Origin of the sequence: Paraburkholderia sp. DD10, from assembly GCF_049177125.1 — a bacterium.
Taxonomy (GTDB): domain Bacteria; phylum Pseudomonadota; class Gammaproteobacteria; order Burkholderiales; family Burkholderiaceae; genus Paraburkholderia; species Paraburkholderia terricola.
Map to the genome: position 1 here is coordinate 624,709 of NZ_CP185393.1, position 23,663 is coordinate 648,371.

Genomic DNA, 23,663 nt, shown 5'->3' on the forward strand with positions numbered 1-23,663 from the left:
GGGCGGCGAGATCAGCCGATTTGCGCGACGACCGGCGCGTGGTCCGACGGCTGATCCCATTTGCGCGGCACCTTGTCGACGTCGCACGACGAGCATGCCTCGGCCAGCGCTTTCGACAGCAGAATATGGTCGATGCGCAGCCCCGCGTTGCGGCGAAACGCGAGCATCCGGTAGTCCCACCACGAGTAGATCTTCTCCGGCTGTTCGAACTGGCGGAACGCGTCGACGAGGCCGAGGCTGATCAGCCGAACGAACTCCGCGCGTTCTTCGGGCGACACCAGATTCTGGCCTTCCCACGCTTTTGGATCGTGCACGTCGCGATCTTCAGGTGCGATGTTGTAGTCGCCGAGCAGCGCGAGTTTCGGATGCAGTGCCATTTCGCTCGCGATCCAGTCGTGCAGCGCGGCGAGCCAGCGCAGCTTGTACGCGAACTTCTCGGTGCCCGGCGCCTGGCCGTTCGGGAAGTACGCGGAGACGACGCGCACGCCTTCGATGGTCGCGGCGATCACGCGTTGCTGCGGATCCTCGAAACCGGGAATGTTCCGCACGATGCTGTCTTCGTCGACGTTCAGCCCCTCGCGCACCAGGATGCCGACGCCGTTATACGTTTTCTGGCCGGCGAACCAGCTCCGATAGCCTTTTTCCGCGAGCTCGGCGCGCGGGAATTTTTCGTCGGGCAGCTTCAGTTCCTGGAGGCACAGCACGTCGGTATGGCTGGTTTCGAGCCAGTCGATGACATGTTGCTGGCGGACTTTGAGGGAGTTGACGTTCCAGGTGGCGATTTTCATGAAATTCTCACGTTCTTGCTGGGCCATTCGGGTTATTCCGGTAGCCCGCATCTTATCGTGCGCGATGGGCGTCCGTGAAAATTGCCGTCGCCGCTGTCGAGCCTAACGGCGGAAAATAAAAGCGTGGAGCGGGCAGGGCGCAGCGTATAGTGGGATCACAATTCGCGCTCACGCATCGGGAGACATCATGGCCGAACTCTATCCAGCCCTCTATAAGAATTTCGAAGTGCATCCGCTGGTGTTTTCGCGGGCGTTCGACAAATTCGACGGCCACAAGCGTCACGCCGAAGGTTACGACGTCGCGGTGCGCGTCTGCCGGCCGGGCGCGATCAGCGGCTCGAAAGCGAGCCGCGTATTTCGTCTCGTGCTGCCGGCCACATTCTCCGATTTCGGTGTCGCCAAACGCAGCGCGAGCCAGTACGGTGCCGACATTATCGACGGCAAGGTGGAAGGCGCCACGGTGCAGGATCTTTGAACGGCTTCGTGCATGCACGCGTCGTTTGAAATAAGTCCGGTGATTGTTTGACGTCTTGCGAGCATCTCTATACAATCCGTTTTCTCTGACGCGGGGTGGAGCAGTCTGGCAGCTCGTCGGGCTCATAACCCGAAGGTCGTAGGTTCAAATCCTACCCCCGCAACCAAGCATTGTTGAAAGCCCGTTGGCGCAAGCCAAACGGGCTTTTTAACTGGTGGCGTCGGTTCTTCATGCAGTGGCATGCCGATTCCTACATGCCGCCATTCACTTCACCTCGACCGCCCATTCAACCGCCGCTTGCGCATGCAACGCGGTCGTATCGAACACCGGCAGCACGGAATCTTCCGGCTTGATCAGCAACGTAATTTCGGTGCAGCCGAGAATCACCGCTTGCGCCCCGCGCGCGGCGAGGTCTTCGATCACACGCTGATACACCTCACGCGAATCGCCAGTGATCTTGCCGTGACACAGCTCGTCATAAATGATGCGGTGCACGTATGCGCGTCCGGCTTCGTCGGGAACCAGCGTGTCGAGTCCATGGCGCTCGCGCAAGCGGCCGGTGTAAAACGTCTGCTCCATCGTATAGCGTGTGCCGAGCAAACCCACTCGCTCGATGCCCGCGGCGCGCAGTGCCTCGCCGGTCGGATCGGCAATGTGGAGAAACGGCACCTCGATCGCCTGCTCGATCGATTCATACACGCGATGCATTGTGTTTGTCGCCAGCATCACGAGATCGGCGCCGCCTCGTTCGAGCCGGCGCGCGGCATCGGCCATCTGCTCGCCGAGCGCGCTCCAGTCGCCGGCGCGCTGGAGCGCTTCGACCGGCGCGAAGTCGACAGTGAGCATCAGGCTGCGAGCGTTGTGGTGGCCGCCGAGGCGCGCCTTCGCGTGGCGGTTGAGCAGCTTGTAGTATTCGGCGGACGATTCCCAGCTCATCCCGCCGATCACACCGATCGTTTTCATCTGCGTGCTCCGTGATTGGATGCATCACGTATGCGTGGACGCGAGGCATCGGCCGTTCGAAAAGCGGAGTATAGGCGGGCACCGGGCGCGCAGCCGGTACGGATTCGCCGCCGCGCGCCGGTACGGCGGTCTCGCTAAAACGCGCGCAAACGGTTTCTGACGCCGATAGAATCGCTATCAGTCAACGAGCGGTCAACAGGGAGCGATACATGGATCTGATCATCCGCCGCGCGATGCTGCCGCGAGGCGCCGCGCCGCAACACACGCAACCGGTCGACATCGGCATCGACGCGGGCCGCATCGTTGCCGTCGAACCGAATCTGGCCGCGAGCGCGCGCGAGGAACTCGACGCCGCCGGCTCCCTCGTCACGCCGCCGTTCGTCGATCCGCATTTCCACATGGATGCGACGCTGTCATACGGCTTGCCGCGCGTGAACGCATCGGGCACCTTGCTGGAAGGCATCGCGCTGTGGGGCGAGCTGAAGCCGGACCTGACGCAAGAGGCGTTGATCGAACGCGCGCTGCAGTACTGCGACTGGGCCGTCGCGCGCGGGCTGCTGGCGATCCGCAGTCACGTGGACGTGTGCGATCCGCGTCTGCTCGCGGTCGAGGCGCTCGTCGAAGTGAAACGCCGTGTCGCGCCGTATCTCGACCTGCAACTGGTGGCCTTTCCGCAAGACGGCGTCTTGCGCAGTGCCGGCGCGTTCGAGAACCTCAAGCGCTCGATTGCGATGGGCGTGGACGTGGTCGGCGGGATTCCGCATTTCGAGCGCACGATGGCCGACGGCGCGCAGTCCGTGCGCATGCTGTGCGAATACGCGGCGGAGCAGGGCTTGCGCGTCGACATGCATTGCGACGAATCGGACGACCCGCTGTCGCGTCACATCGAAACGCTCGCGGCCGAAACGCATCGGCTCGGCTTGCAAGGGCGCGTCACCGGTTCGCATCTCACCTCGATGCATTCAATGGACAACTACTACGTGAGCAAGCTGTTGCCGCTGATCCGCGAAGCGGGTGTCCATGCGATCGCGAACCCGCTGATCAACATCACGTTGCAGGGCCGCAGCGACACCTATCCGAAACGGCGCGGCATGACCCGTGTGCCGGAGATGATGGCGGCGGGCATCAACGTGGCGTTCGGCCACGACTGCGTGATGGATCCGTGGTACAGCCTCGGCTCGGGGGACATGCTCGAAGTCGCGCACATGGGCCTGCACGTCGCGCAGATGACGGGCGTCGACGGCATGCAGGCGTGTTTCGATGCGGTCACGGTGAACGCCGCGCGGATTCTCGGGCTGGAAGGCTATGGCGTAGCGCCGGGCTGCGCGGCCAATCTCGTGCTGCTCGACGCGCGCGATCCGGTCGAAGCGATCCGTCTGCGGGCGGCACGCCTTGCCGTGGTGAGCCGCGGCAAGGTGGTGAGCCGGGCGCCCGCCGCGCGCGCCGCGTTGTCACTGGCGGGGCGTCCTTCGGAAGTGGACTTCAAGCTGCATCGGGGTTAGCCCCGCCGCACAACGCAACGCAGGCGCTGCCGGCGCGCACGAAAAAGCCGGTGCTTGCTCACGCAAGTCACCGGCTTTCTTATCGGTGCAACGCCAACGCGCCGACGGATACTTCAACGCAAGATCAATGCGCCGCAGCGGGCGTCATGCCGTTGTGCCGCAACAAGGCGTCGATGCTCGGCTCGCGGCCGCGGAACGCCTTGAACGATTCCATCGCCGGACGGCTGCCGCCCACTTCGAGAATCTCCTTGCGATAGCGCATGCCCGTTGCCTGATCGAGCACGCTGCCGCTCGTGGCTTGCGCCGCTTCCTCGAACGCGGCGTAGGCATCGGCGGACAACACTTCGGCCCACTTGTAGCTGTAGTAGCCCGCTGCATAACCGCCCGCGAAAATGTGGCTGAACGTATTCGGCCAACGCGAGAACGGCGCTTGCGGCACGACATGAAAACGCTCGTTGATCTCGCTCGCGAGTTCGGTGGCGTTCTTCGTGCCGGCCGCGTCGAAACCGGTATGCAGTTGCATGTCGAACATCGAGAACACGATCTGCCGCAGCGTGCCGAGACCGCTCTGGAAATTCTTCGCGGCGAGCATCTTGTCGAATAGCTCGCGCGGCAGCGGCCTGGCCGTCTCGACGTGCGAAGTCATGTCGCTCAGCACGTCCCACTCCCAGCAGAAGTTCTCCATGAATTGCGACGGCAGTTCGACCGCGTCCCACTCGACGCCGTTGATGCCCGACACGCCCAGTTCATCGACACGCGTGAGCATGTGATGCAGACCGTGGCCGAATTCGTGGAACAGCGTGATGACTTCGTCGTGCGTGAAGCAGGCGGGCTTGCCGCCGACCGGCGCCGAGAAGTTGCAGGTCAGATACGCAACCGGCGTTTGCACGCCGCCGTGCGCGTGCTTGTGACGCCCGCGCGCGTCGTCCATCCATGCGCCGCCGCGTTTGCCTTCGCGTGCGTACAGGTCGAGGTAGAACTGCGCGACGAGGCCGCCGTCCTGATTCTCGACGCGGAAAAAGCGCACGTCGGGATGCCATACGGCCGCTTCGTCGCGACGGATGCGCACGCCGAACAGCGTTTCCGTGACCTTGAAAAGACCCTTGAACACGGTGTCTTCGGGGAAGTACTGTTTGACTTCGTTTTCCGAAAACGAATAGCGCTTCTGACGCAGGCGTTCTGCCGCAAACGTCATGTCCCACGGTTGCAGTTCGGTCATGCCGAGTTCGTTGGCGGCGAATTCGCGCAACTCTTTCCAGTCCTGTTCGGCATGCGGGCGAGCGCGCACGGCGAGGTCTTCGAGGAAGGCCATCACCTGCGCGGGCGATTCGGCCATTTTCGGCGCGAGCGAGACCTCGGCGAAGTTGTTGTAGCCGAGCATGCGCGCTTCTTCCGCGCGCAGTTGCAGCTGTTCGGCTAGCACGGCGGTGTTGTCCCACTCGGGCTTGCCGTTGCCGTATTGCGGACCGAGTTCGGAGGCGCGCGTCACGTAGGCGCGATACACCGCCTCGCGCATCGCGCGATTTTCCGAGTACTGCATCACCGGAAAGTACGAGGGGAAGTGCAGCGTGAATTTGTAGCCGGTTTTGCCTTCGCGTTCGGCGGCTTCCTTCGCGGCTTCGATCACGTCTTCCGGCAGACCGGCCAGTTGCGCTTCATCGCCAGCCTCGACGACGTAGGCATACGCGTTGGTCGCATCGAGCACATGATCGGAAAACGCCTTCGAGAGCGCCGCCTGGCGCTCCTGCAATTCGGCGAAGCGCGGCTTCTGATCTTCCGGCAATTCCGCGCCGGACAAACGGAAATCGCGCAGCGCATTGCCGAGGATTTTCTTGCGCTCGCCGGTGAGCGAGACGAAATCGCTGCTAGCGTGCAACGCCTTGTACTTCTCGTACAGCGCGAGATTCTGTCCGACGCTCGACCAGAATTCCGTGACGCGTGGCAGGTTTTCTCCGTACACCGCGCGCAGTTCCGGCGTATCGGCGACGGCGTTCAAATGGCCCACCACGCTCCATGCGCGCGACAGCGGTTCGGTGGCGCGTTCGACCGGCTCGACCACGTCGGCCCACGAGGCGGGGGTGATCGGTTGGGCGGCGCGCTCGACGGCGGCGGCCGCGTCGGCGAGCAGCACATCGAGGGCGGGCGTCACGTGTTCGGGGCGGATTTCGCCAAAGCGCGGCAGATCGGAGAAATCGAGGAGCGGATTGTCGTGATTCGAGGCGGTAGTGGACATGAGGCTTCCTGTCTGACGCGGGTGAACGGGGTAATCGGGGCGCTTCGACGGGCGCGCGACGACGCTCCGATAAGCGCCCCGATAAGACCGGATAAAGACATTATTGGGGCAGGACACGCCGATTCCAATCCGTCGGCAGACAAATTATCAGATGTCGCGGTTCCTCGCGCGCGAGGAGTGTGGGCGGCGCAACGCGCCGTTGGGGCTTGATTACGCCGTTGCGGCCGCTTCGCGCTCGGCGGCTTCGATCGTGTTGACGAGCAGCATCGTGATGGTCATCGGGCCGACGCCGCCCGGTACCGGCGTGATGTAGCCGGCCACTTCCTTGACGCCCGCGAAGTCGACGTCGCCGCACAGCTTGCCGGCTTCGTCGCGATTCATGCCGACGTCGATCACCGCGGCGCCCGGCTTCACCATCTCGGCGGTGAGAATGTTGCGCAGCCCGGTGGCGGCGACCACCACGTCGGCGTTGCGCGTGTGCGCGGCCAGATCGCGCGTCTTGCTGTGGCAGATCGTGACGGTCGCGCCGGCTTCGAGCAGCAGCAGCGCCATCGGCTTGCCGACGATGTTCGAGCGGCCGATCACAACAGCATTGGCGCCCTGCAGCGGAATCTGGTAAGCGGCCAGCATCTTCATCACGCCATACGGCGTGCACGGGCGGAACAGCGGCTGGCCGGTCAGCAGCGCGCCGGCATTGGCGACGTGAAAGCCGTCGACGTCCTTCTCGGGCGCGATCGCCTCGATCACCTTATGGCTGTCGATATGCGGCGGCAGCGGCAATTGCACCAGAATGCCGTGGATGCGCGGATCGCGGTTCAGTTCGTCGATGCGCGCGAGCAGATCGGCTTCGGGCAAGTCGGCCGGATAGCGGTCGAACGACGAGCCGAGACCGTTGTCGTGGCACGCCTTCACCTTGTTGCGCACATACACTTCGCTGGCCGGATTCGCGCCCACCAGCACCACCGCGAGGCCCGGCTGATGGCCGCGGGCGGTGAGGGCGGCGGCGCGCGCGGCGACGTCGGCGCGCAGGGTCTTGGAAAGGGCTAGGCCGTCGATCAGTTTGGCAGTCATGGTCGGTCGAGATGGGCAGTTTGGAAAGCGGGCGGGGCGCGTACGTCGATGGCGCTTTTCAACCGGAACGGGTCGGCACGTGAAAAGCGCGCGGCGCGAATCGGCGATAAGCAGCGCTGCAAAGTCCGACATTATACCGACCCGCATGACGAGCCACAGGGCGATTCCGGCTCGCGCGAGAGCGCCGCCCTTCCCGTGGCACGGCCGTTGCGTGCGAGGACGAGCGCTGCGCCGATATCCGCGTTGAGCGGCGGCACGGACGCGCGCCGCACTGCTCGCCCGTGCGGCGGGATGGAGCGCGATGGGAGCGATCGGCGAGTGTGCGCAAACGGGCCAACGAGCAACACACGGCCAAGGCGTACCCGGAATCAACGAGCCGCTCGGGCAAAGGCAGAGGGAAAACAGAAGGAAACAGAAGGGAAACGGGGGCGAAGCGGGCCGGACTCGTCGACAGTCCGGCCGTTGAAACTCGAAAACGCCTGGCGGGGAGGCCGCCTGTCGCGCTTATTGTGCTTGCTGCGGCTTGTTCGACAACGCCAGTCGCAGCAGATCCGCGACGGTGTTGACGTTGAGTTTTTCCATGATGTTCGCGCGGTGCGCCTCGACCGTCTTGATGCTGATGCCGAGGTCGTCGGCGATCTGCTTGTTCAGGCGGCCGGCGATGATGCGCTCCAGCACCTGATGCTCGCGCGCGGTCAGCTTGCCCAGCCGTTCGGCGGCGGCGCGCTGTTGCTGCACGCTGGTGCTTTCGCTGCGCGCCTTGTCGAGCATGCGCTCGACCAGCTTGCGCAACTCGGCTTCGTCGAACGGTTTTTCGATGAAGTCCATCGCGCCTTTCTTCATCGTCGAGACCGCCATCGGCACGTCGCCATGGCCCGTCACGAAGATGATCGGCAGCGAGGCGTTGTCGGCGATCAGGCGTTCCTGCAACTCGAGTCCGCTCATGCCGGACATCCGCACGTCGAGAATCAGGCACGCGATCTGGCCGGGGTGCTGATGCGGCTGCCAGGCGTCGATGAACTGCTCGGCGCTGGAGAAGCATTGCACGCGGTAGCCGTTCGCCTCCAGCAGCCAGCGCAGCGAATCTCGCACGGCCTCGTCGTCGTCGACGACAAAGACTGTTTCCTGTGTGGTGACTGGGCTGTTCATAGCTCTCCCGTAACGGTTTGTGGTGTCGGCGCCTGTGACCCGCCGTTGCTCGGGCCGTCAGGCTCTCCAATGGGCAGACTGCAATGGAACGTGGCGCCCGTGATGTGGCCGTCGGACTCGACGTTGTTCACCACCCACAGACGGCCGCGATGCGATTCAATAATCGAACGGCAAATGTTCAACCCCATGCCCATACCGTCGGACTTGGTGCTGTAAAACGGTTCAAACAGACGCTCGGCCGTTGCTTCGTCGACACCCGGCCCCTGGTCGACCACGCTGATTCTGACAAAGCCGCCTTCCAGCCGCACGACCACGCGAATCACCGGATCGACGGCGTCGGGGCGTGCCTCGTGCATGGCTTCGGCGCCGTTCTTCAGCAGGTTGACCAGCACCTGCTCGATCAGCACTGGATCGACGTAGATCACCGGCAGGCGCGAACGCAAATCCGTGACGATGCGAATGCGGCGCTTCCTCGCCTCGAGTTCGGCCAGACCCACGGCATCCGCGACGATATCGGCCACGCGCGTGGCCTGCCGCTTCGGCTCGCTGCGTTTGACGAACTCGCGAATGCGCTTGATGATCATGCCCGCCCGCACCGCCTGCTGCGCGGTTTTTTCAAGCACGGGCAAGAGATTATCAGGCGTCGTTCGACCGGATTTAACCAGTGCAACGGTTCCCGAGCAATAGTTATTGATCGCGGCGAGCGGCTGGTTCAGTTCGTGCGCGAGCGAGGAGGCCATTTCGCCCATCGTCATCAGACGGCTGGTGAACTGCAGCTTCTCGTCCTGCTGGCGCGACAGTTCCTGAGCCTGCTTGCGCGTGGTGATGTCGGTCGCGATCTGCATCTGCGCGAGATGGCCGTCCACCCACTGAATGTACTGGCGGCGCACCTCGAACCATTTCTGGATGCTTTGCACGTAGATTTCCTGCGCGTCGGCGGTGCTTTCGGTCAGCGCCGCGGCGGGCAGACCGGCATAGGTGTCCACCATGTCGATCGAATCGGACGACGCCTGCGAGCTATCGAAGCCGCCGCCCGCCAATTCCAGATGACCGTCCGGGCGAATGCCGAAGAGATGCCGGTAGTAGCGGTTGGCGAACAGCAGTTCGGCCTCGTCGGCGGCCAGCACGGACACCGCGGCGTCGAGGCTTTCCAGGACCGTGGTGAAGCGCTCGTGCGCGGCGGCGAGTTCCTCGCGCGCGCGCTTCGGTTCGGTGATGTCGGTCATCGACGACATCCAGCCGGTTTGACGGCCCGAACTGTCGATCAGCGGCGACACGTACAGGCGCGCATGGAACAGCGAACCGTCCTTGCGGCGCACCCGCAGTTCGAAACCCGAGGAGGGCGCCTTGCCGCGCAGCGTCATGTCGAGCTGGCGCTGCATTTCCGGATACGCGTCGCGCGGCCAGTAGGCGAACGGCGCGGTCTTGCCGACCAGATCGCTTTCGTCCCAGCCGGTCATGCGGCAAAACGCCGGATTGACGTGAGTAATGCGGCCATGCATGTCGAGCACGCGCATGCCGATCAGCACCGAGTTTTCCATCGCACGGCGAAAGAAGGCTTCGGCGTACAGCGCCTGCTGCGCTTCGAAACGTTGCCGCGTGTGTTTCCACAGGCTCCACAAACTCCACAGCACGAAGCACGACAGGCCCGCCACCAGCCAGACCAGCGTGTTGTTGGTGAAGTTGGTCATCTGCGGGAACGCGTACACGCGCACCGAGACGCCCTGGCCCGGCGGATCGAGCGGCAGATCGTAGAACATGTCGCGCGGCAGGCGCGGGCGGGTCGACGTGGTGGTCAACTCGCGGTTGTTCACGTCGATGATCGAGATCTTGTACTTGGCGGACAGCTCAGGCGGAATGTCGTGCTTCAGGATGCCTTCCACCGAAAACACGGCGGCGACGGTGCCGAGAAACTCGCGGTCGCGGAACACCGGCGTTTGCAGCGTGATGTAGCCGTTGCCCAGGTCGTCGTAGATCAACGGCGAGTACACCTGGCGGCGCGTGCTGCGCGCCTCGGCAAACGCGGCTTTCACGGCCTCGTCCATCTGCGAGTCGTTCGGCTTGGCGAGGCGCTGGCCGAACACCGGCAGCGCGGTATTGGGCCAGCGCGGCTGCTGCTGGCTCGTGTACCAGTTCATGTAGAGGATCTCGGGATGCCCCTGCATGATGTCCGTGGTGGACACCTGGAACGAATGCGGGTCGCCGTGGCCGGCGACGAGGTCGCGCGCGAGCGCCTGGATCTGTTCCTGCGCGCCGGTCATGGAAAGGCGGATCTGCTGCTGCGCCCATGCGACGTTACGGTAAAGCGTGTCTTCCTGCTGCTGTTGCTCGCGCCGGTTCAAACTCCACAGAATCAGGCTCATGACGACCAGAAAAACGAGGATCGACAGAAGCGGCGTGAGCAAATAGGAATTCGACCACCATGGTCCATGGTGCCAGCGGGAGGACGGCGTCGAATCCGCCGAATGACCGGCGGTGCGCGCCGAGCGTGCGAAAAGCCGTTCGGTCAACATGCGTGGCATTGTAGCGCAGCGCGTCGCTCGTAAATGGCGCAAAAAAGCGCGGAAACTCACGTTAATCGGAGCAAACTAGCCGGCGTATCCGTCGATCGGCAGTCAAATCAGGTTGCGCCGCAGCAATTTTCCGCATTGTGAGAATCGATCTCGCAATTCGAAAATTTTGTTGCGCGGACGTCGGGACCCTTATTACAATCGGCCGAAGCTGCCGCGGCCGTGCTTCGTCCGCGTCGTCTGTCCAAAGAGCGTTCCTCTATATCCAGGAGACGAGCATGTCCGCTGTACCCGACGAAGTCATGAAATATGTCGCCGCCGAAAAAGACGACGATCCCCAGGAAACCGGCGAATGGCTTGAAGCGCTGGATGGCGTGATTTCTGCTGTGGGCCCCGATCGCGCTCACTACCTGATCGAAAAGCAAATCGAATTCGCCCGTGTGCACGGCGAACATCTGCCGTTCTCGGCGAACACTCCCTACATCAATACGATTCCTGTCTCGCGTCAGGCGCCGATTCCGGGCGACCAGGATCTCGAACACCGCATTCGCTCGTACACGCGCTGGAACGCCATCGCCATGGTATTGCGCGCGGGCAAGGACACGAACGTCGGCGGCCACATCGCATCGTTCGCGTCGGCGGCCACGCTGTATGACGTCGGCTACAACCACTTCTGGCATGCGCCGTCGGCCGAGCATGGCGGCGACCTCGTGTTCGTGCAGGGCCATTCGTCGCCGGGCGTGTACTCGCGCGCGTTCCTGCTCGGCCGTCTGACCGAAAACCAGCTCGACAACTTCCGCCAGGAAGTGGGCGGCGAGGGCATCTCGTCGTATCCGCACCCGTGGCTGATGCCCGACTTCTGGCAATTCCCGACCGTCTCGATGGGTCTCGGCCCGATCATGGCGATCTATCAGGCGCGCTTCATGAAGTACATGCAGGCGCGCGGCATCGCGAAAACCGAGGGCCGCAAGGTCTGGGCTTTCCTCGGCGACGGCGAGACGGATGAACCGGAATCGCTCGGTGCGATCGGCATGGCCGGCCGCGAACGGCTCGACAACCTCGTGTTCGTGATCAACTGCAACCTGCAGCGCCTCGACGGTCCGGTGCGCGGTAACGGCAAGATCATCCAGGAACTCGAGAGCGAATTCCGCGGCGCGGGCTGGAACGTCATCAAGGTGATCTGGGGCAGCCGCTGGGACGCGCTGTTCCAACGCGACAAGTCGGGCGCGCTGATGCGCCGCATGATGGAAGTCGTCGACGGCGAATATCAGACGTACAAGTCGGAGTCGGGCGCGTTCGTTCGCGAGCACTTCTTCAACACGCCGGAATTGAAGGCGCTGGTCGCCGACTGGTCCGACGAGGACATCTGGAATCTGAACCGCGGCGGCCACGATCCGCACAAGATCTACGCGGCGTTCTCGGAAGCCACGAACGCCAAGGGCCAGCCGACCGTGATCCTCGCCAAGACGATCAAGGGCTACGGCATGGGCGAAGCCGGTCAGGCGATGAACATCACCCACCAGCAGAAGAAGATGCAGGTGGATCAGTTGAAGAAATTCCGCGACCAGTTCCGTCTGCCGATCTCCGACGAAGACCTCGTCAACGTGCCGTACCTGAAGTTCGAGGAAGGCTCGAAGGAACTCGAGTACATGCGCGCCCGCCGTCAGGATCTCGGCGGTTATCTGCCGGCGCGTCGCCAGAAGGCCGAATCGCTGCCGGTGCCGGAACTGTCGGTATTCGAGCCGCTGTTGAAGGGCACGGGCGAAGGCCGCGAGATTTCCACGACGATGGCGTTCGTGCGGATTCTCAATATCCTGTTGAAGGACAAGGCGCTCGGCAAGCGCATCGTGCCGATCGTGCCGGACGAGTCGCGTACCTTCGGCATGGAAGGTCTGTTCCGCCAGATCGGCATCTGGAATCAGGACGGCCAGAAGTACGTGCCGGAAGATTCCGACCAGCTTATGTTTTACCGTGAGTCGGAAACCGGTCAGATCCTGCAGGAAGGCATCAACGAAGCCGGCGGCATGTCCGACTGGATCGCGGCCGCGACGTCGTACTCGACGCACGGCGAGATCATGATCCCGTTCTACATCTTCTACTCGATGTTCGGTTTCCAGCGCATCGGCGACCTCGCATGGGCCGCGGGCGACATGCGCTCGCGCGGCTTCCTGCTGGGCGGCACGGCTGGCCGCACGACGTTGAACGGCGAGGGTCTGCAACACGAAGACGGCCATTCGCTGCTGTGGGCCGCCTCGGTGCCGAACTGCATCAGCTATGACCCGACGTTCGGTTACGAACTCGCCGTCATCATGCAGGACGGTCTGCGCCGCATGGTCGCGGATCAGGAAGACGTGTACTACTACGTCACGGTGATGAACGAGAACTACGAGCACCCGGCGATGCCGCAGGGCGAATCGGTAGCGGCCGACATCATCAAGGGCATGTACTCCTTCCGCAAGGCGGAGGCCGACAAGAAGGCGCCGCGCGTGCAGTTGATGGGCGCGGGCACAATCTTCAACGAAGTGATCGCCGCCGCCGACCTGCTGAAGAACGACTGGGGCGTTGCCGCCGATCTGTGGAGCGTGCCGAGCTTCACCGAACTCGCGCGCGAAGGCCATGAAGTGCAGCGTTGGAACCTGCTGCATCCCACCGAAGAGAAGAAGCTCTCGCACGTCGAGAAGCTCCTGAAGGACACGCAAGGTCCGGTCATCGCCTCCACCGACTACGTGCGGGCGCTCACCGAGCAGATTCGCGCGTTCGTGCCGCAGAAATTCGTCGTGCTGGGCACGGATGGCTATGGCCGTTCGGACACGCGTGAAAAGCTGCGCCACTTCTTCGAAGTCGACCGCTACTGGGTCACGGTTGCCGCGTTGAATGCACTGGCAGACGAAGGCACGATCGAACGCAAGGTCGTCGCCGAGGCGCTCAAGAAATACAACCTTGATCCCGCCAAACCCAACCCGATGACCGTCTAAGGCATCATTCCCCGTGTGCCACGGCGTGCGCGCCTGCCCTGATCGACAGGGCGGGGCGCGTGCGCGGCCCAGGAGACACTAACAATGAGTCAAGCGATCGAAGTCAAGGTGCCGGATATCGGCGATTACAAGGACATCCCTGTGATCGAGGTGCTGGTGAAGGCGGGTGATACCGTCGAGAAAGAGCAATCGCTCGTTACGCTGGAGTCCGACAAGGCGACGATGGACGTGCCGAGTTCGGCTGCGGGCGTCGTGAAGGAAGTGAAGGTCAAGGTTGGCGACAACGTGTCGGAAGGTTCGTTGATCGTCGTGCTGAATGGCGCGGGTGCCGGTGCTTCGGCTGCCGCACCGGCCGCCGCGCCTGCACCGGCTCCCGCCGCGGCTCCGGCGCCTGCCCCGGCGGGCGGCGGTCTGCAAGAAGTGAAAGTGCCGGATATCGGCGACTACAAAGACATTCCCGTGATCGAAGTCGCGGTGAAGGTCGGCGATCGCGTCGAGAAAGAGCAGTCGCTCGTGACGCTCGAATCCGACAAGGCGACCATGGACGTGCCGAGCTCGGCCGCCGGCGTCGTCAAGGAAGTGAAGGTCAAGGTCGGCGATACGGTGTCGGAAGGCTCGGTGATCGTCGTGGTGGAAGCGGAAGGCGGCGCGGCTGCGCCGCCGCCCGCCGCCAAACCGGCAGCCGTCGAGAAGCCGTCGGATGCGCCGGTCGCGCCGTCGCCGGCTCCCGCTTCGCCGTCGGCGCTCGCTCAGGCCCCGCTGATTCCGGCCGGCGAAGGCGGGGCGCGTCATCCGAGCCATGCCTCGCCGTCCGTGCGCAAGTTCGCGCGCGAACTCGGCGCCGATGTGACGCAAGTGCAGGGCACGGGTCCGAAGGGCCGCATCACGCAAGCCGACGTCACCTCGTTCATCAAGGGGGTGATGACCGGCCAGCGCGCGGCGCCGGCGGGCGCGGCAGCGCCTGCGGCGGCAGGCGGCGGCGAGTTGAATCTGCTGCCGTGGCCGAAGGTCGACTTCACGAAGTTCGGCCCGATCGATCCGAAGCCGCTGTCGCGCATCAAGAAGATTTCGGGCGCGAATCTGCATCGCAACTGGGTCATGATTCCGCACGTCACGAACAACGACGAGGCGGACATCACCGAACTCGAAGCGCTGCGCGTGCAGTTGAACAAGGAAAACGAAAAGGCCGGCGTGAAGATCACGATGCTGGCGTTCGTGATCAAGGCCGTGGTTTCCGCGCTGAAGAAATTCCCGACGTTCAACGCGAGCCTCGACGGCGATAACCTCGTGTTCAAGCAGTACTACCACGTGGGTTTTGCCGCGGATACGCCGAACGGTCTGGTCGTTCCGGTGATTCGTGATGCGGACAAGAAGGGTCTCGTCGAGATCGCGAAGGAGATGACCGATCTGTCGAAGGCGGCGCGCGAAGGCAAGCTCAAGCCGGATCAGATGCAAGGCGGCTGCTTCTCGATTTCGTCCCTTGGGGGGATCGGCGGGACGAACTTTACGCCGATCATCAATGCGCCTGAAGTCGCCATTCTCGGTTTGTCGCGTGGCGCGATGAAGCCGGTTTGGGACGGCAAAGCGTTTGTGCCGCGGCTCATTTTGCCGATGTCTTTGTCGTATGACCATCGGGTTATCGATGGGGCGGAGGCGGCGCGGTTCAATGCTTATCTTGGGTCGATTCTTGCCGATTTTCGGCGTGTGATTCTTTGATCTTGTGATGGTTGTCCGCGGCGCGGATGGCTTTGTTTAGGTGGTTATCCGCGTCTCTCTGTTGAACCTGTTTTTCTTGTGGTCTATTGGCGTCGCCCTGTGCGGGGCGGCACCTACTTTTCTTTGTACCCCAAGGGCACTTCCTTCGGGGCGTCTTCCAAAGAAAAGTAGGCAAAAGAAAGGCGCGTCCTTGGGCGGAAGGCAAAGGCTGATTCTGCTCAGGGCGCTGCTAGCTTTCGGGCTGCAGACAGGCGGTTTAGCGAGCTTCATCACCGATCAATAAAAGAAGGGGACACTATGAGTCTCGTCGAAGTAAAAGTGCCGGATATCGGTGACTTCAAGGACGTCGATGTCATTGAAGTCAATATCAAAGCGGGCGATGTCATCGAGAACGAACAGGCGCTGATGACGCTCGAGTCCGATAAGGCCTCGATCGAAGTGCCGAGCGATACTGCCGGCACCGTCAAGGAAGTGCGCGTCAAAGCCGGCGACAAAGTCTCGCAAGGCTCGATCATCGCGCTCGTCGAAACGTCCGCGGACGCGGCTCCGGCCAAGGATGCACCGAAGGCTCCGGCAAGCGAACCGGCCAAAGCACCGGCTCCGGCCGCCACGGCGCCCAAGGCCGCCGCGCCCGCTCCGCAGGCCGGTAGCTTCTCCGGCAACGCCGACATCGAGTGCGACATGCTCGTGCTCGGCTCGGGCCCCGGCGGCTATTCGGCTGCATTCCGCTCGGCCGATCTCGGCATGAAGACGGTGCTCGTCGAGCGTTATTCGACGCTGGGCGGCGTTTGTCTGAACGTCGGCTGCATTCCGTCGAAGGCGCTGCTGCATACCGCGCTCGTCATCGACGAAGCCGAAGCGCTCGGCGCACACGGCATCACGTTCGGCAAGCCGCAAATCGATCTCGACAAACTGCGCGACTTCAAGTCGGGCGTCGTCAAGAAGCTCACCGGCGGTCTCGCCGGCATGGCGAAAATGCGCAAGGTCGACGTCGTGACGGGTACCGGCGCGTTCGTCGATCCACATCACATGGAAGTGCAGACCGAAAGCGGCAAGAAGGTCGTCAAGTTCAAGCAGGCGATCATCGCCGCAGGCTCCGAAGCGGTGAAGCTGCCGTTCATTCCGGAAGACCCGCGAGTGGTCGATTCGACCGGCGCGCTGGAATTGCGTCAGATTCCGCAGCGCATGCTGGTGATCGGCGGCGGCATCATCGGCCTCGAAATGGCGACGGTGTATGCGACGCTCGGCGCGCAGATCGACGTGGTCGAAATGCTCGACGGTCTGATGGCCGGTGCCGACCGTGATCTGGTCAAGGTCTGGGAGAAGTACAACAGCAAGCGTTTCGCCAACGTCATGCTGAAGACCAAAACCACCGCGGCCGAAGCGAAAGACGACGGCATCTACGTCTCGTTCGAGGGCGAAAAGGCCCCGGCCGAAGCGCAACGCTACGATCTCGTGCTGGTCGCCGTCGGCCGTACGCCGAACGGCAAGAGGATCGGTGCCGACAAGGCCGGCGTTGCCGTGACGGACCGTGGCTTCATCGAGGTCGACAAGCAGATGCGCACCAACGTGCCGCACATCTTTGCGATCGGCGATATCGTCGGTCAGCCGATGCTCGCGCACAAGGCCGTGCATGAAGCGCACGTCGCCGCTGAAGTCGCGCACGGCGAGAAGGCGTACTTCGACGCGTTGCAGATTCCGTCGGTGGCGTACACCGATCCGGAAGTGGCTTGGGCCGGCAAGACGGAAGACCAGTTGAAGGCCGAAGGCGTCAAGTACGGCAAGGCGGTGTTCCCGTGGGCCGCTTCAGGCCGCGCGATCGCCAACGGCCGCGACGAAGGCTTCACGAAACTGCTGTTCGACGAGGAAACGCATCGCGTGATCGGCGGCGGCATCGTCGGTCTGAACGCGGGCGACCTGATCAGCGAAGTGTGTCTCGCGGTAGAAATGGGCGCGGATGCAACGGATATCGGCAAGACGATTCATCCGCATCCGACGCTCGGCGAATCGATCGGGATGGCCGCCGAATTGTACGAAGGCGTCTGCACCGATTTGCCGCCGCAGAAAAAGAAGTAATGCTGTCGAGCCCGCGCGTTTTCAGACGGGCTCTATAAAAAAACGGCGCGCCCCGCGAAGGGCGCGCCGTTTTTTTTCGCGGCGGGCTGGATGTAGCGTTCGCCGTGCAAGACGGTGGAAACGAACAAACGGCCGCGCGTGTCAGGCATCAACTCAGGAAAAAAATCCCGGCCTTTCGCCGGGCAAACGATACGTTATTCAACGTATCGGAGCGTTCGGCCAATCGAGGCGGGCGAGCGGCAACCGCTCGACGCTGTTGCCTGGAGTAGCGCCGGCCCAACGGGTGAGCTGGACCGGCGTGATGGCGATGCCTGATGAAACTTAAACTGCCTTCTTGGCCGACGAGCGCGATGCTTGCGCAGCGGCTTGCGAAGCTGCCTTCGATGCGGCCGTGGCGGCAGCATTGAAGTTGCTTTCGGCGATTTCGACGGCTTGCTTGGTCGCCTTGTGGACCGTTTCGTACGTGGTGTTGGCGGCAGTGATAGCCGACTTCATCACGGCGACAGCGGTTTCCGAACCAGCCGGCGCATTCTTCGCGACGTTTTCGACGAGCGACTGCACCTTGCGGTTTTGCTCTTCGAATTGCGCTTCAGCGACGCGGGCGAATTCACCTTGGGTTGCCGAGACGATTTCATACACGTGGCGGCCATACGACAGCGCCTTTTCAGCCACCGGCTGTGCAAGGCTTGCTTGCAGGGCCAGCAATTCCTGCGCGTCTTTCACCGACAGCGCGCGTTGAGCATTTTCCTGGCTTTCCGCGAGCGTCGATTTCACGACTTGCAGGTTCAGCTCAACCAGCTTTTCGACGCCTTCGAATGCCTTGGTCGTAAGGCCGAACAGCGTTTCAAAGTTGGCTTTCTGGGCGGCGGCGAATTGCTCAGGGGTCAGCAGAGTCATGGTTTACGCTCCTGGATTGCGGTCTGTCTGTGCGGACCGCATTGGGTTGGTGGCGAGACGTTAGATCGTCTGCCTGGACCGCGATGTTTTGTGCATCGCAGCAATGGTTGCTATTTTAGGATGCCTGTCACGAATGTCAAGCACTTTTTGTGCGTCGCACAATCTTAAGAAGTTGCTGATAAAACAAGAACTTATGCGCGAAGCATGGCCGCAGTATGACCAGGTCGATTTGACATTTGCACCCCACTGGTGCCAGTCGAAATCGGTAATGATTGCCGCGTCACGGGGCTTTTCGTGGTTTCGTCCATCCGACGTAAACCAGAAGGTCTCATGGAACGTTAATGCTTGGTGCTAGTCGAATGCGCGTTGGCGTCTCCAGCAAGCGTTTAACAGCTTGTCGCAAGATCCGGCGTTGTTCCCTTGCGTTTCGCAGAAGCGTTGTGCATCGGCGCTGTGACCGTACTTCCCCTATTAAGGTTGTTTCCGCGTTTGCCGTTATGCTGTAAGAAGCATCCCTTTCCGTGGATGGCGGCAACGGCGAAGCAACGCGTCGGCGATCGTTTTTTTCGATCGAGGCGTGGCACTTATTTGTGTTTTGGCGATCGGATCTTACAAGCCGGTTTAAGGACCGCGTATAAGTGCTTCAAATTGCTAATTTTTCGTTGTTTTACTACACTTGCGGAAACCTCTCGCCGCTCCCTACCGAACACCCATGAAAACCGACATGTTTTCGTCGCTAAAAGTGATCCGCGGCGCGGCCCGCAGCACCGCTCTGTCGGTGGCCGTCTCCATGGTCATCACGGCGGCGTTCGCCGCGCCTGTGAGCGCTTTTGCCGCCACGCCTGCTGCAACCGCAAAAACATCCAAACAAGCCAAAACGGCCAAAAAGCCGGCAGCCGCCAAGGTGTCGAGCAAGTCGTCGAAGGCCGGCAAAGGCGCGACCGTCAAGGCCGTTGCCGCCGACGACGACACGCCGCGCGCAAGCGTCAAGCGTAAGCGCGTAACGTACACGTCGAATGGTCGCCACCATTCGGCGGTGCGCCGCGTCGCCTATGAGCCGCGTCAGCCGACGGTCGGCCAGGCTTTTGGTCTGCACGAAACGCCGGACGCGTTGATGCTGCGCTCGAGCGTCGCCTACGTGATCGATCAGAACACCGGCGAACCGCTCTTCGACAAGAACTCGCGCGCCGTGGTGCCGATTGCGTCGATCACCAAGCTGATGACCGCGATGGTGGTCCTGGATTCGAAAGAGTCCATGAGCGACCAGCTGGAAGTCACCGACGAAGACCGCGACTACGAGAAAAACACCGGCTCGCGCCTGTCGGTGGGTTCGGTGCTCTCGCGTGAAGACATGCTGCATATCGCGCTGATGGCGTCGGAAAACCGCGCGGCCGCAGCGCTGTCGCGTTATTTCCCCGGCGGCCGCCCGGCGTTTCTTGCGGCAATGAACGCGAAGGCGAGGCAACTCGGCATGACCGACACGCACTTCGAGAACGCCACGGGTTTGACAAGCCAGAATGTGTCGAGCGCGCGCGACCTGGTGAAGATGGTCAACGCGGCGTATCAGTATCCGCTGATCCGCAAGTTCTCGACCGATCACAGCTACGAGGTCTACACCGGCAAGCGTTCGCTCGCGTACAACAGCACGAATGCGCTGGTGCGCAATCCGACGTGGGACATTGGTCTGCAAAAGACCGGTTTCATCAATGAGGCGGGTGAGTGCCTCGTCATGCAGGCGACCATTCATGGCCGTCCGATGGTCCTCGTGCTGCTCGACTCGTCGGGCAAATACTCGCGCTTCGCGGACGCCACGCGTCTGCGCACATGGCTGGATAACGGCGGCGACCAGCCGCGCATCACGAGCGCGGACGCCGGCGGCGCCGGCACCTGAAATGCTTCCTTCGGCGGCCGGTTTGCACACTGGCGCCTCCAACGAAAAAGCCTCGCACTTGCGAGGCTTTTTTGTGCGGCAGCGACTTAAGCTGCCGACGGCTTACGCGTGGCTATGCGTATGATCTTGCGAGGCTTGCGGCCGGTAGCCGAGCGACTCCGAAATCATCAGCGCCGTTTGACTGAGCTGGCCGAGCCACGAGTCCTGCAAACGGTCGGCCGGTGCCGACAGCGACAGACCCGCGACCAGCTTGCCGGTGTCGTCGTAAATGCCGGCGGCGATGCAGCGCACGCCCAATTCCAGTTCCTCGTTATCGCGCGCGCAGGCCTGCTGACGCACGTGCGAAAGCTCGCGCTCCAGCTTGGTCAGGTCGGTGATGCTGTTTTGCGTGTGACCCGACAAACCCGTGCGGGTGGCGTAGGCGCGAACGCGGGTGGATTCGTCGGCGGCGAGAAACAGCTTGCCCACCGACGTGAGATGCAAAGGCGCCCGCCCGCCGATGGCCCGCACCACCTGCATGCCGGAGCGTTCCGAATAGGCGCGTTCGATATAGACGATCTCGTCACCCTGGCGTACCGACAGATTCACTGTCTGGCCCGTCTGACGATGCAGTTCGCGCATCGGCGTGAGCGCCGCGTCGCGCACCGACAGGCGTGCCTTCACCAGATTGCCCAGTTCGAGCAGGCGCATGCCGAGACGGTAGGTGCCGGGATCCGACCGGTCGACCAGCCGGCACATCACCATGTCGTTCAGGATGCGGTGCGCGGTGGACGGATGCAGCTCCGTGCGGATGGCGAGTTCTTTCAGGCTGACCGGGTCGCTATGCGCAGCGAGTGCGTCGAGCAAGCGCATCATGCGTTCGATCACCTGGATCGAAGTTTTGGGATCCGGGTTCGTATCGCTCATGGGAGGAATCGGTTGACGCGTCAAACAGCGGAAAACTGATTGTATCTCGTATCGTGAAAAAAGCGAACGCGGTTCGAAGCGCTATTCCAAATTAACGTGGCACGCGTCCTATGCCTTCCGGCCGTTGGTATTGTGCGCCAAACGGCGGATAATCAGGGACGTTTTCCCGAAGGAGGGCTCATGCGAGTCGGATTGTTCGTCACCTGCCTGATCGACCTGATGCGTCCGGAGATCGGTTTTTCGGTCATCAAGCTGATCGAGGGCGCCGGTTTCGAGGTGGTGGTGCCTCCCGCGCAAACCTGCTGCGGGCAGCCCGCATACAACTCCGGCGAACGGCGCATCGCGCGCGACCTCGCGGAGAAAGCGCTGCGTGAGTTCGAACAGTTCGACTACGTCGTGGTGCCGTCCGGCTCGTGCGGCGGCATGATCCGCGCGCACTACGGCGATCTCTTTGCCGACGATCCCGAATTGATGAACCGCTTCGGCCGCTTGCGGCCGAGAGTGTTCGAGCTGACCGATTTCCTCGTCAACGTGGCCAGGGTGCAATTGCAGCCCGGCGAATTCGCGGGGCAGGTGACTTATCACGATTCCTGTTCGGGATTGCGTGAGCTCGGCGTCAAGACGCAGCCGCGCGCGCTGCTCGCGCAAGTGGGCGTGGCGGTGACCGAAATGAAGGGCTGCGAGCACTGCTGCGGTTTCGGCGGCACCTTCGCGGTCAAGTACGGCGATATTTCCACGGCGATCGTCGACGAAAAATGCGCGAACATCAGCGCGAGCGGCGCGGGCGCGGTGGTGCTGGGCGACCTCGGCTGCATGCTCAATATCGAAGGGCGGTTGCGGCGCACCGGCGACACCACGACGCGGGTGTTGCACATCGCGCAGGTGCTCGCCGGCGACGCGTGAAGGCGTGCCGCGTTTCATTCAGCGCGCTTCATTTCGAACGTCTCATCCGAATGCCCGATTCCGAATAAGCACAAGGCCGCCATGCAAGTCCAATCGATGCAGTTCAAGGCTCGCGCGGGTCAGAAACTCGCCGACCAGCGTCTGCAGCAGAACCTCACCAAGCTGTCGACCAAATTCGTGTCGGCCCGCGCCGCGGCCATGACCGCCATCGACTTTCCCGCCACCCGCGCGGCGTTGAAGGAGCGCCGCGATCGCGCGCTGGAAAACCTCGATGTGTGGCTGGAAACGTTCGAACGCGAGGCGACCCGGCGCCGCGTCACGGTGCTGTTCGCCGAGACGACCCAGGAAGCCGCCCGGCTCGTCGGCGACATCGCGCGCCGGCATGACGTGAAGAAGGTGATCAAGACCAAGTCGATGGTCACCGAGGAAATGCGCCTGAACGAGGTGCTCGGTCAGATGGGCGTGCAGTCGATCGAAACCGATCTGGGCGAATACATTCTGCAGATCAACGACAACGAGCCGCCGAGCCACATCATCGCGCCGGTCGTCCATAAGGATAAGGACGAGATCGCCGATCTGTTCGCGAAGACCCACAACCGGCCGCGCCTCACCGAAATCACCGATATGACGCGGGAAGCGCGCGAAGTACTGCGTCCGCATTTCCTGTCGGCGGACATGGGCGTGACGGGCGGCAACTTCGTGGTGGCGGAAACCGGCTCGGTCGTGCTCGTCACGAACGAGGGCAACGAGGGCATGTGCACGGTGATGCCGCGCGTGCATGTCGCCGTCACGGGTATCGAGAAGGTGCTGCCCACGCTCGAAGACCTCGCGACGGCGATGCGTCTGCTGCCGCGCTCGGCGACGGGCCAGGCGACATCGAACTATTTTTCGGTGCTGACCGGGCCGCGCGGCGAGGCGGATCAGGATGGTCCCGAGCATATGTACGTCGTGCTGGTCGACGGCGGGCGCACGGGGCTCATAGGCGGCGATTTCCAGGAGATGCTGCGCTGTATCCGCTGCGGCGCGTGCATGAACCATTGCCCGGTCTATCAGAAGGTGGGCGGCCATGCATACGGTTGGGTGTATCCCGGCCCGATGGGTTCGGTCCTGACACCGAGCTACGTCGGCATCGACAAGGCGCTGGATTTGCCGCAGGCAGCGACCTTATGCGGCGAATGCAATAGCGTGTGCCCGGTGGGAATTCCCTTATCCGATCTGTTGCGCAAGCTGCGTGAGAAGCAGGTGGAGCGGCGTCTGCGGCCGTGGAAGGAGCGTGCGGGGCTGGCGGTGTGGGGTTTCCTCGCGCTGCATCCGGACGCTTATGCGCTCTTCACCAAGGTGGCCGTGCGCGTGCTGGAGCGGATGGGCGGGAAAACTCGTTCGATTGCGAGGCTGCCGTTAGGCGGTGCGGGCTGGACCCATACCCGCGAGATGCCGGCGCCGGTGGGGCGCACCTTCAGGGAGTTGTATGCCGCGCAGCGCAGCCACATCGGCTGAGTAGGCGGCGCGATCTTGTTGCCGAGGGAGCGGCTGTCAGCCGCGAGTCGGCGTCGCTCTCTTGCGACCGGCGCCGTTGGCCCGGCTTTGCTCGCGGCCGGGCGCGGCGCG

The 23,663-nt window shown here is 62.8% G+C and carries 16 protein-coding genes and 1 tRNA gene; 9 read left to right on the forward strand and 8 right to left on the reverse strand.

The features are described from left to right. Window positions 1–11: 11 nt before the first annotated feature. The gene (gene xth / locus ACOCG7_RS18170; RefSeq protein ID WP_073427699.1) at window positions 12–788 is read right to left on the reverse strand and encodes an exodeoxyribonuclease III; all 777 of its coding nucleotides are present in this window, start codon (window positions 786–788) and stop codon (window positions 12–14) included. Window positions 789–975: 187 nt separating this feature from the next. Here xth and ACOCG7_RS18175 point away from each other — a divergent pair, with 187 nt between their 5' ends. Beyond that, window positions 976–1,263: a hypothetical protein gene (locus ACOCG7_RS18175; protein WP_073427536.1), complete on the forward strand. Its 288-nt coding sequence runs from the start codon at window positions 976–978 to the stop codon at window positions 1,261–1,263. Window positions 1,264–1,352: 89 nt separating this feature from the next. Next, window positions 1,353–1,429: transfer RNA gene (locus ACOCG7_RS18180), tRNA-Met, on the forward strand. A gap of 98 nt (window positions 1,430–1,527) precedes the next feature. Here the strand turns inward: ACOCG7_RS18180 and ACOCG7_RS18185 are convergent. Beyond that, entirely contained in the window at window positions 1,528–2,226 is a 699-nt protein-coding gene (locus ACOCG7_RS18185) for an aspartate/glutamate racemase family protein (protein ID WP_244744345.1), read from the reverse strand. A gap of 209 nt (window positions 2,227–2,435) precedes the next feature. On the opposite strand from ACOCG7_RS18185, the gene ACOCG7_RS18190 reads away from it, so the two are divergent. Next, window positions 2,436–3,728, forward strand: a complete 1,293-nt coding sequence (locus ACOCG7_RS18190) for an amidohydrolase family protein (RefSeq protein WP_310119956.1) — start codon at window positions 2,436–2,438, stop codon at window positions 3,726–3,728. Window positions 3,729–3,852: 124 nt separating this feature from the next. Here the strand turns inward: ACOCG7_RS18190 and ACOCG7_RS18195 are convergent, their stop codons facing one another. From ACOCG7_RS18195 to fixL, 4 genes are all read right to left on the reverse strand, one after another. Beyond that, window positions 3,853–5,961 carry a M3 family metallopeptidase gene (locus ACOCG7_RS18195; RefSeq protein ID WP_421379338.1) on the reverse strand — a complete coding sequence of 703 codons (2,109 nt, stop codon included), beginning with the start codon at window positions 5,959–5,961 and terminating at the stop codon, window positions 3,853–3,855. Window positions 5,962–6,171: 210 nt separating this feature from the next. Then, on the reverse strand, window positions 6,172–7,032 hold the full coding sequence (gene folD / locus ACOCG7_RS18200) for a bifunctional methylenetetrahydrofolate dehydrogenase/methenyltetrahydrofolate cyclohydrolase FolD (protein WP_073427540.1): 861 nt from the start codon (window positions 7,030–7,032) through the stop codon (window positions 6,172–6,174). Between the two features lie 504 nt (window positions 7,033–7,536). Further along, window positions 7,537–8,181: an oxygen response regulator transcription factor FixJ gene (fixJ, locus tag ACOCG7_RS18205; RefSeq protein ID WP_073427541.1), complete on the reverse strand. Its 645-nt coding sequence runs from the start codon at window positions 8,179–8,181 to the stop codon at window positions 7,537–7,539. Continuing rightward, window positions 8,178–10,694: an oxygen sensor histidine kinase FixL gene (gene fixL / locus ACOCG7_RS18210; protein ID WP_073427542.1), complete on the reverse strand. Its 2,517-nt coding sequence runs from the start codon at window positions 10,692–10,694 to the stop codon at window positions 8,178–8,180. The genes fixJ and fixL overlap by 4 nt, the downstream gene beginning before the upstream one ends. A gap of 275 nt (window positions 10,695–10,969) precedes the next feature. On the opposite strand from fixL, the gene aceE reads away from it, so the two are divergent. The 3 genes from aceE (at window position 10,970) to lpdA (ending at window position 17,458) form a co-directional block, all read left to right on the forward strand. Further along, complete coding sequence (gene aceE, locus ACOCG7_RS18215) at window positions 10,970–13,666, forward strand: pyruvate dehydrogenase (acetyl-transferring), homodimeric type (RefSeq protein WP_114162202.1); 2,697 nt, start codon at window positions 10,970–10,972, stop codon at window positions 13,664–13,666. Window positions 13,667–13,750: 84 nt separating this feature from the next. Further along, window positions 13,751–15,382, forward strand: coding sequence for a dihydrolipoyllysine-residue acetyltransferase (gene aceF, locus ACOCG7_RS18220; protein WP_244744343.1), 1,632 nt, complete (start codon window positions 13,751–13,753; stop codon window positions 15,380–15,382). 297 nt (window positions 15,383–15,679) lie between these two features. Beyond that, window positions 15,680–17,458: a dihydrolipoyl dehydrogenase gene (lpdA, locus tag ACOCG7_RS18225; RefSeq protein ID WP_244744342.1), complete on the forward strand. Its 1,779-nt coding sequence runs from the start codon at window positions 15,680–15,682 to the stop codon at window positions 17,456–17,458. 321 nt (window positions 17,459–17,779) lie between these two features. Here the strand turns inward: lpdA and ACOCG7_RS18230 are convergent, their stop codons facing one another. Next, window positions 17,780–18,355 (reverse strand): phasin family protein, encoded by a 576-nt coding sequence (locus ACOCG7_RS18230; RefSeq protein WP_083083351.1) that lies wholly within the window; start codon window positions 18,353–18,355, stop codon window positions 17,780–17,782. A 712-nt stretch (window positions 18,356–19,067) separates the two neighbouring features. Between ACOCG7_RS18230 and pbpG the strand changes: the two genes are divergently transcribed. Beyond that, window positions 19,068–20,246, forward strand: coding sequence for a D-alanyl-D-alanine endopeptidase (gene pbpG, locus ACOCG7_RS18235; RefSeq protein WP_114162206.1), 1,179 nt, complete (start codon window positions 19,068–19,070; stop codon window positions 20,244–20,246). 102 nt (window positions 20,247–20,348) lie between these two features. Here pbpG and ACOCG7_RS18240 read toward each other — a convergent pair whose 3' ends face one another. Continuing rightward, complete coding sequence (locus tag ACOCG7_RS18240) at window positions 20,349–21,152, reverse strand: IclR family transcriptional regulator (RefSeq protein ID WP_073427548.1); 804 nt, start codon at window positions 21,150–21,152, stop codon at window positions 20,349–20,351. Between the two features lie 180 nt (window positions 21,153–21,332). On the opposite strand from ACOCG7_RS18240, the gene ACOCG7_RS18245 reads away from it, so the two are divergent. Both ACOCG7_RS18245 and ACOCG7_RS18250 read left to right on the forward strand, forming a co-directional pair. Then, complete coding sequence (locus ACOCG7_RS18245) at window positions 21,333–22,055, forward strand: (Fe-S)-binding protein (protein WP_114162207.1); 723 nt, start codon at window positions 21,333–21,335, stop codon at window positions 22,053–22,055. An 81-nt stretch (window positions 22,056–22,136) separates the two neighbouring features. Continuing rightward, the gene (locus ACOCG7_RS18250) at window positions 22,137–23,552 is read left to right on the forward strand and encodes a lactate utilization protein B (RefSeq protein ID WP_244744341.1); all 1,416 of its coding nucleotides are present in this window, start codon (window positions 22,137–22,139) and stop codon (window positions 23,550–23,552) included. Window positions 23,553–23,663 lie beyond the last annotated feature (111 nt).

Bases quoted from the DNA above. Each gene is read 5' to 3' on its own strand.
- xth (WP_073427699.1), bottom strand. From the start codon at position 788: ATGAAAATCGCCACCTGGAACGTCAACTCCCTCAAAGTCCGCCAGCAA.
- ACOCG7_RS18175 (WP_073427536.1), top strand. From the start codon at position 976: ATGGCCGAACTCTATCCAGCCCTCTATAAGAATTTCGAAGTGCATCCG.
- ACOCG7_RS18185 (WP_244744345.1), bottom strand. From the start codon at position 2,226: ATGAAAACGATCGGTGTGATCGGCGGGATGAGCTGGGAATCGTCCGCC.
- ACOCG7_RS18190 (WP_310119956.1), top strand. From the start codon at position 2,436: ATGGATCTGATCATCCGCCGCGCGATGCTGCCGCGAGGCGCCGCGCCG.
- ACOCG7_RS18195 (WP_421379338.1), bottom strand. From the start codon at position 5,961: ATGTCCACTACCGCCTCGAATCACGACAATCCGCTCCTCGATTTCTCC.
- folD (WP_073427540.1), bottom strand. From the start codon at position 7,032: ATGACTGCCAAACTGATCGACGGCCTAGCCCTTTCCAAGACCCTGCGC.
- fixJ (WP_073427541.1), bottom strand. From the start codon at position 8,181: ATGAACAGCCCAGTCACCACACAGGAAACAGTCTTTGTCGTCGACGAC.
- fixL (WP_073427542.1), bottom strand. From the start codon at position 10,694: ATGTTGACCGAACGGCTTTTCGCACGCTCGGCGCGCACCGCCGGTCAT.
- aceE (WP_114162202.1), top strand. From the start codon at position 10,970: ATGTCCGCTGTACCCGACGAAGTCATGAAATATGTCGCCGCCGAAAAA.
- aceF (WP_244744343.1), top strand. From the start codon at position 13,751: ATGAGTCAAGCGATCGAAGTCAAGGTGCCGGATATCGGCGATTACAAG.
- lpdA (WP_244744342.1), top strand. From the start codon at position 15,680: ATGAGTCTCGTCGAAGTAAAAGTGCCGGATATCGGTGACTTCAAGGAC.
- ACOCG7_RS18230 (WP_083083351.1), bottom strand. From the start codon at position 18,355: ATGACTCTGCTGACCCCTGAGCAATTCGCCGCCGCCCAGAAAGCCAAC.
- pbpG (WP_114162206.1), top strand. From the start codon at position 19,068: ATGAAAACCGACATGTTTTCGTCGCTAAAAGTGATCCGCGGCGCGGCC.
- ACOCG7_RS18240 (WP_073427548.1), bottom strand. From the start codon at position 21,152: ATGAGCGATACGAACCCGGATCCCAAAACTTCGATCCAGGTGATCGAA.
- ACOCG7_RS18245 (WP_114162207.1), top strand. From the start codon at position 21,333: ATGCGAGTCGGATTGTTCGTCACCTGCCTGATCGACCTGATGCGTCCG.
- ACOCG7_RS18250 (WP_244744341.1), top strand. From the start codon at position 22,137: ATGCAAGTCCAATCGATGCAGTTCAAGGCTCGCGCGGGTCAGAAACTC.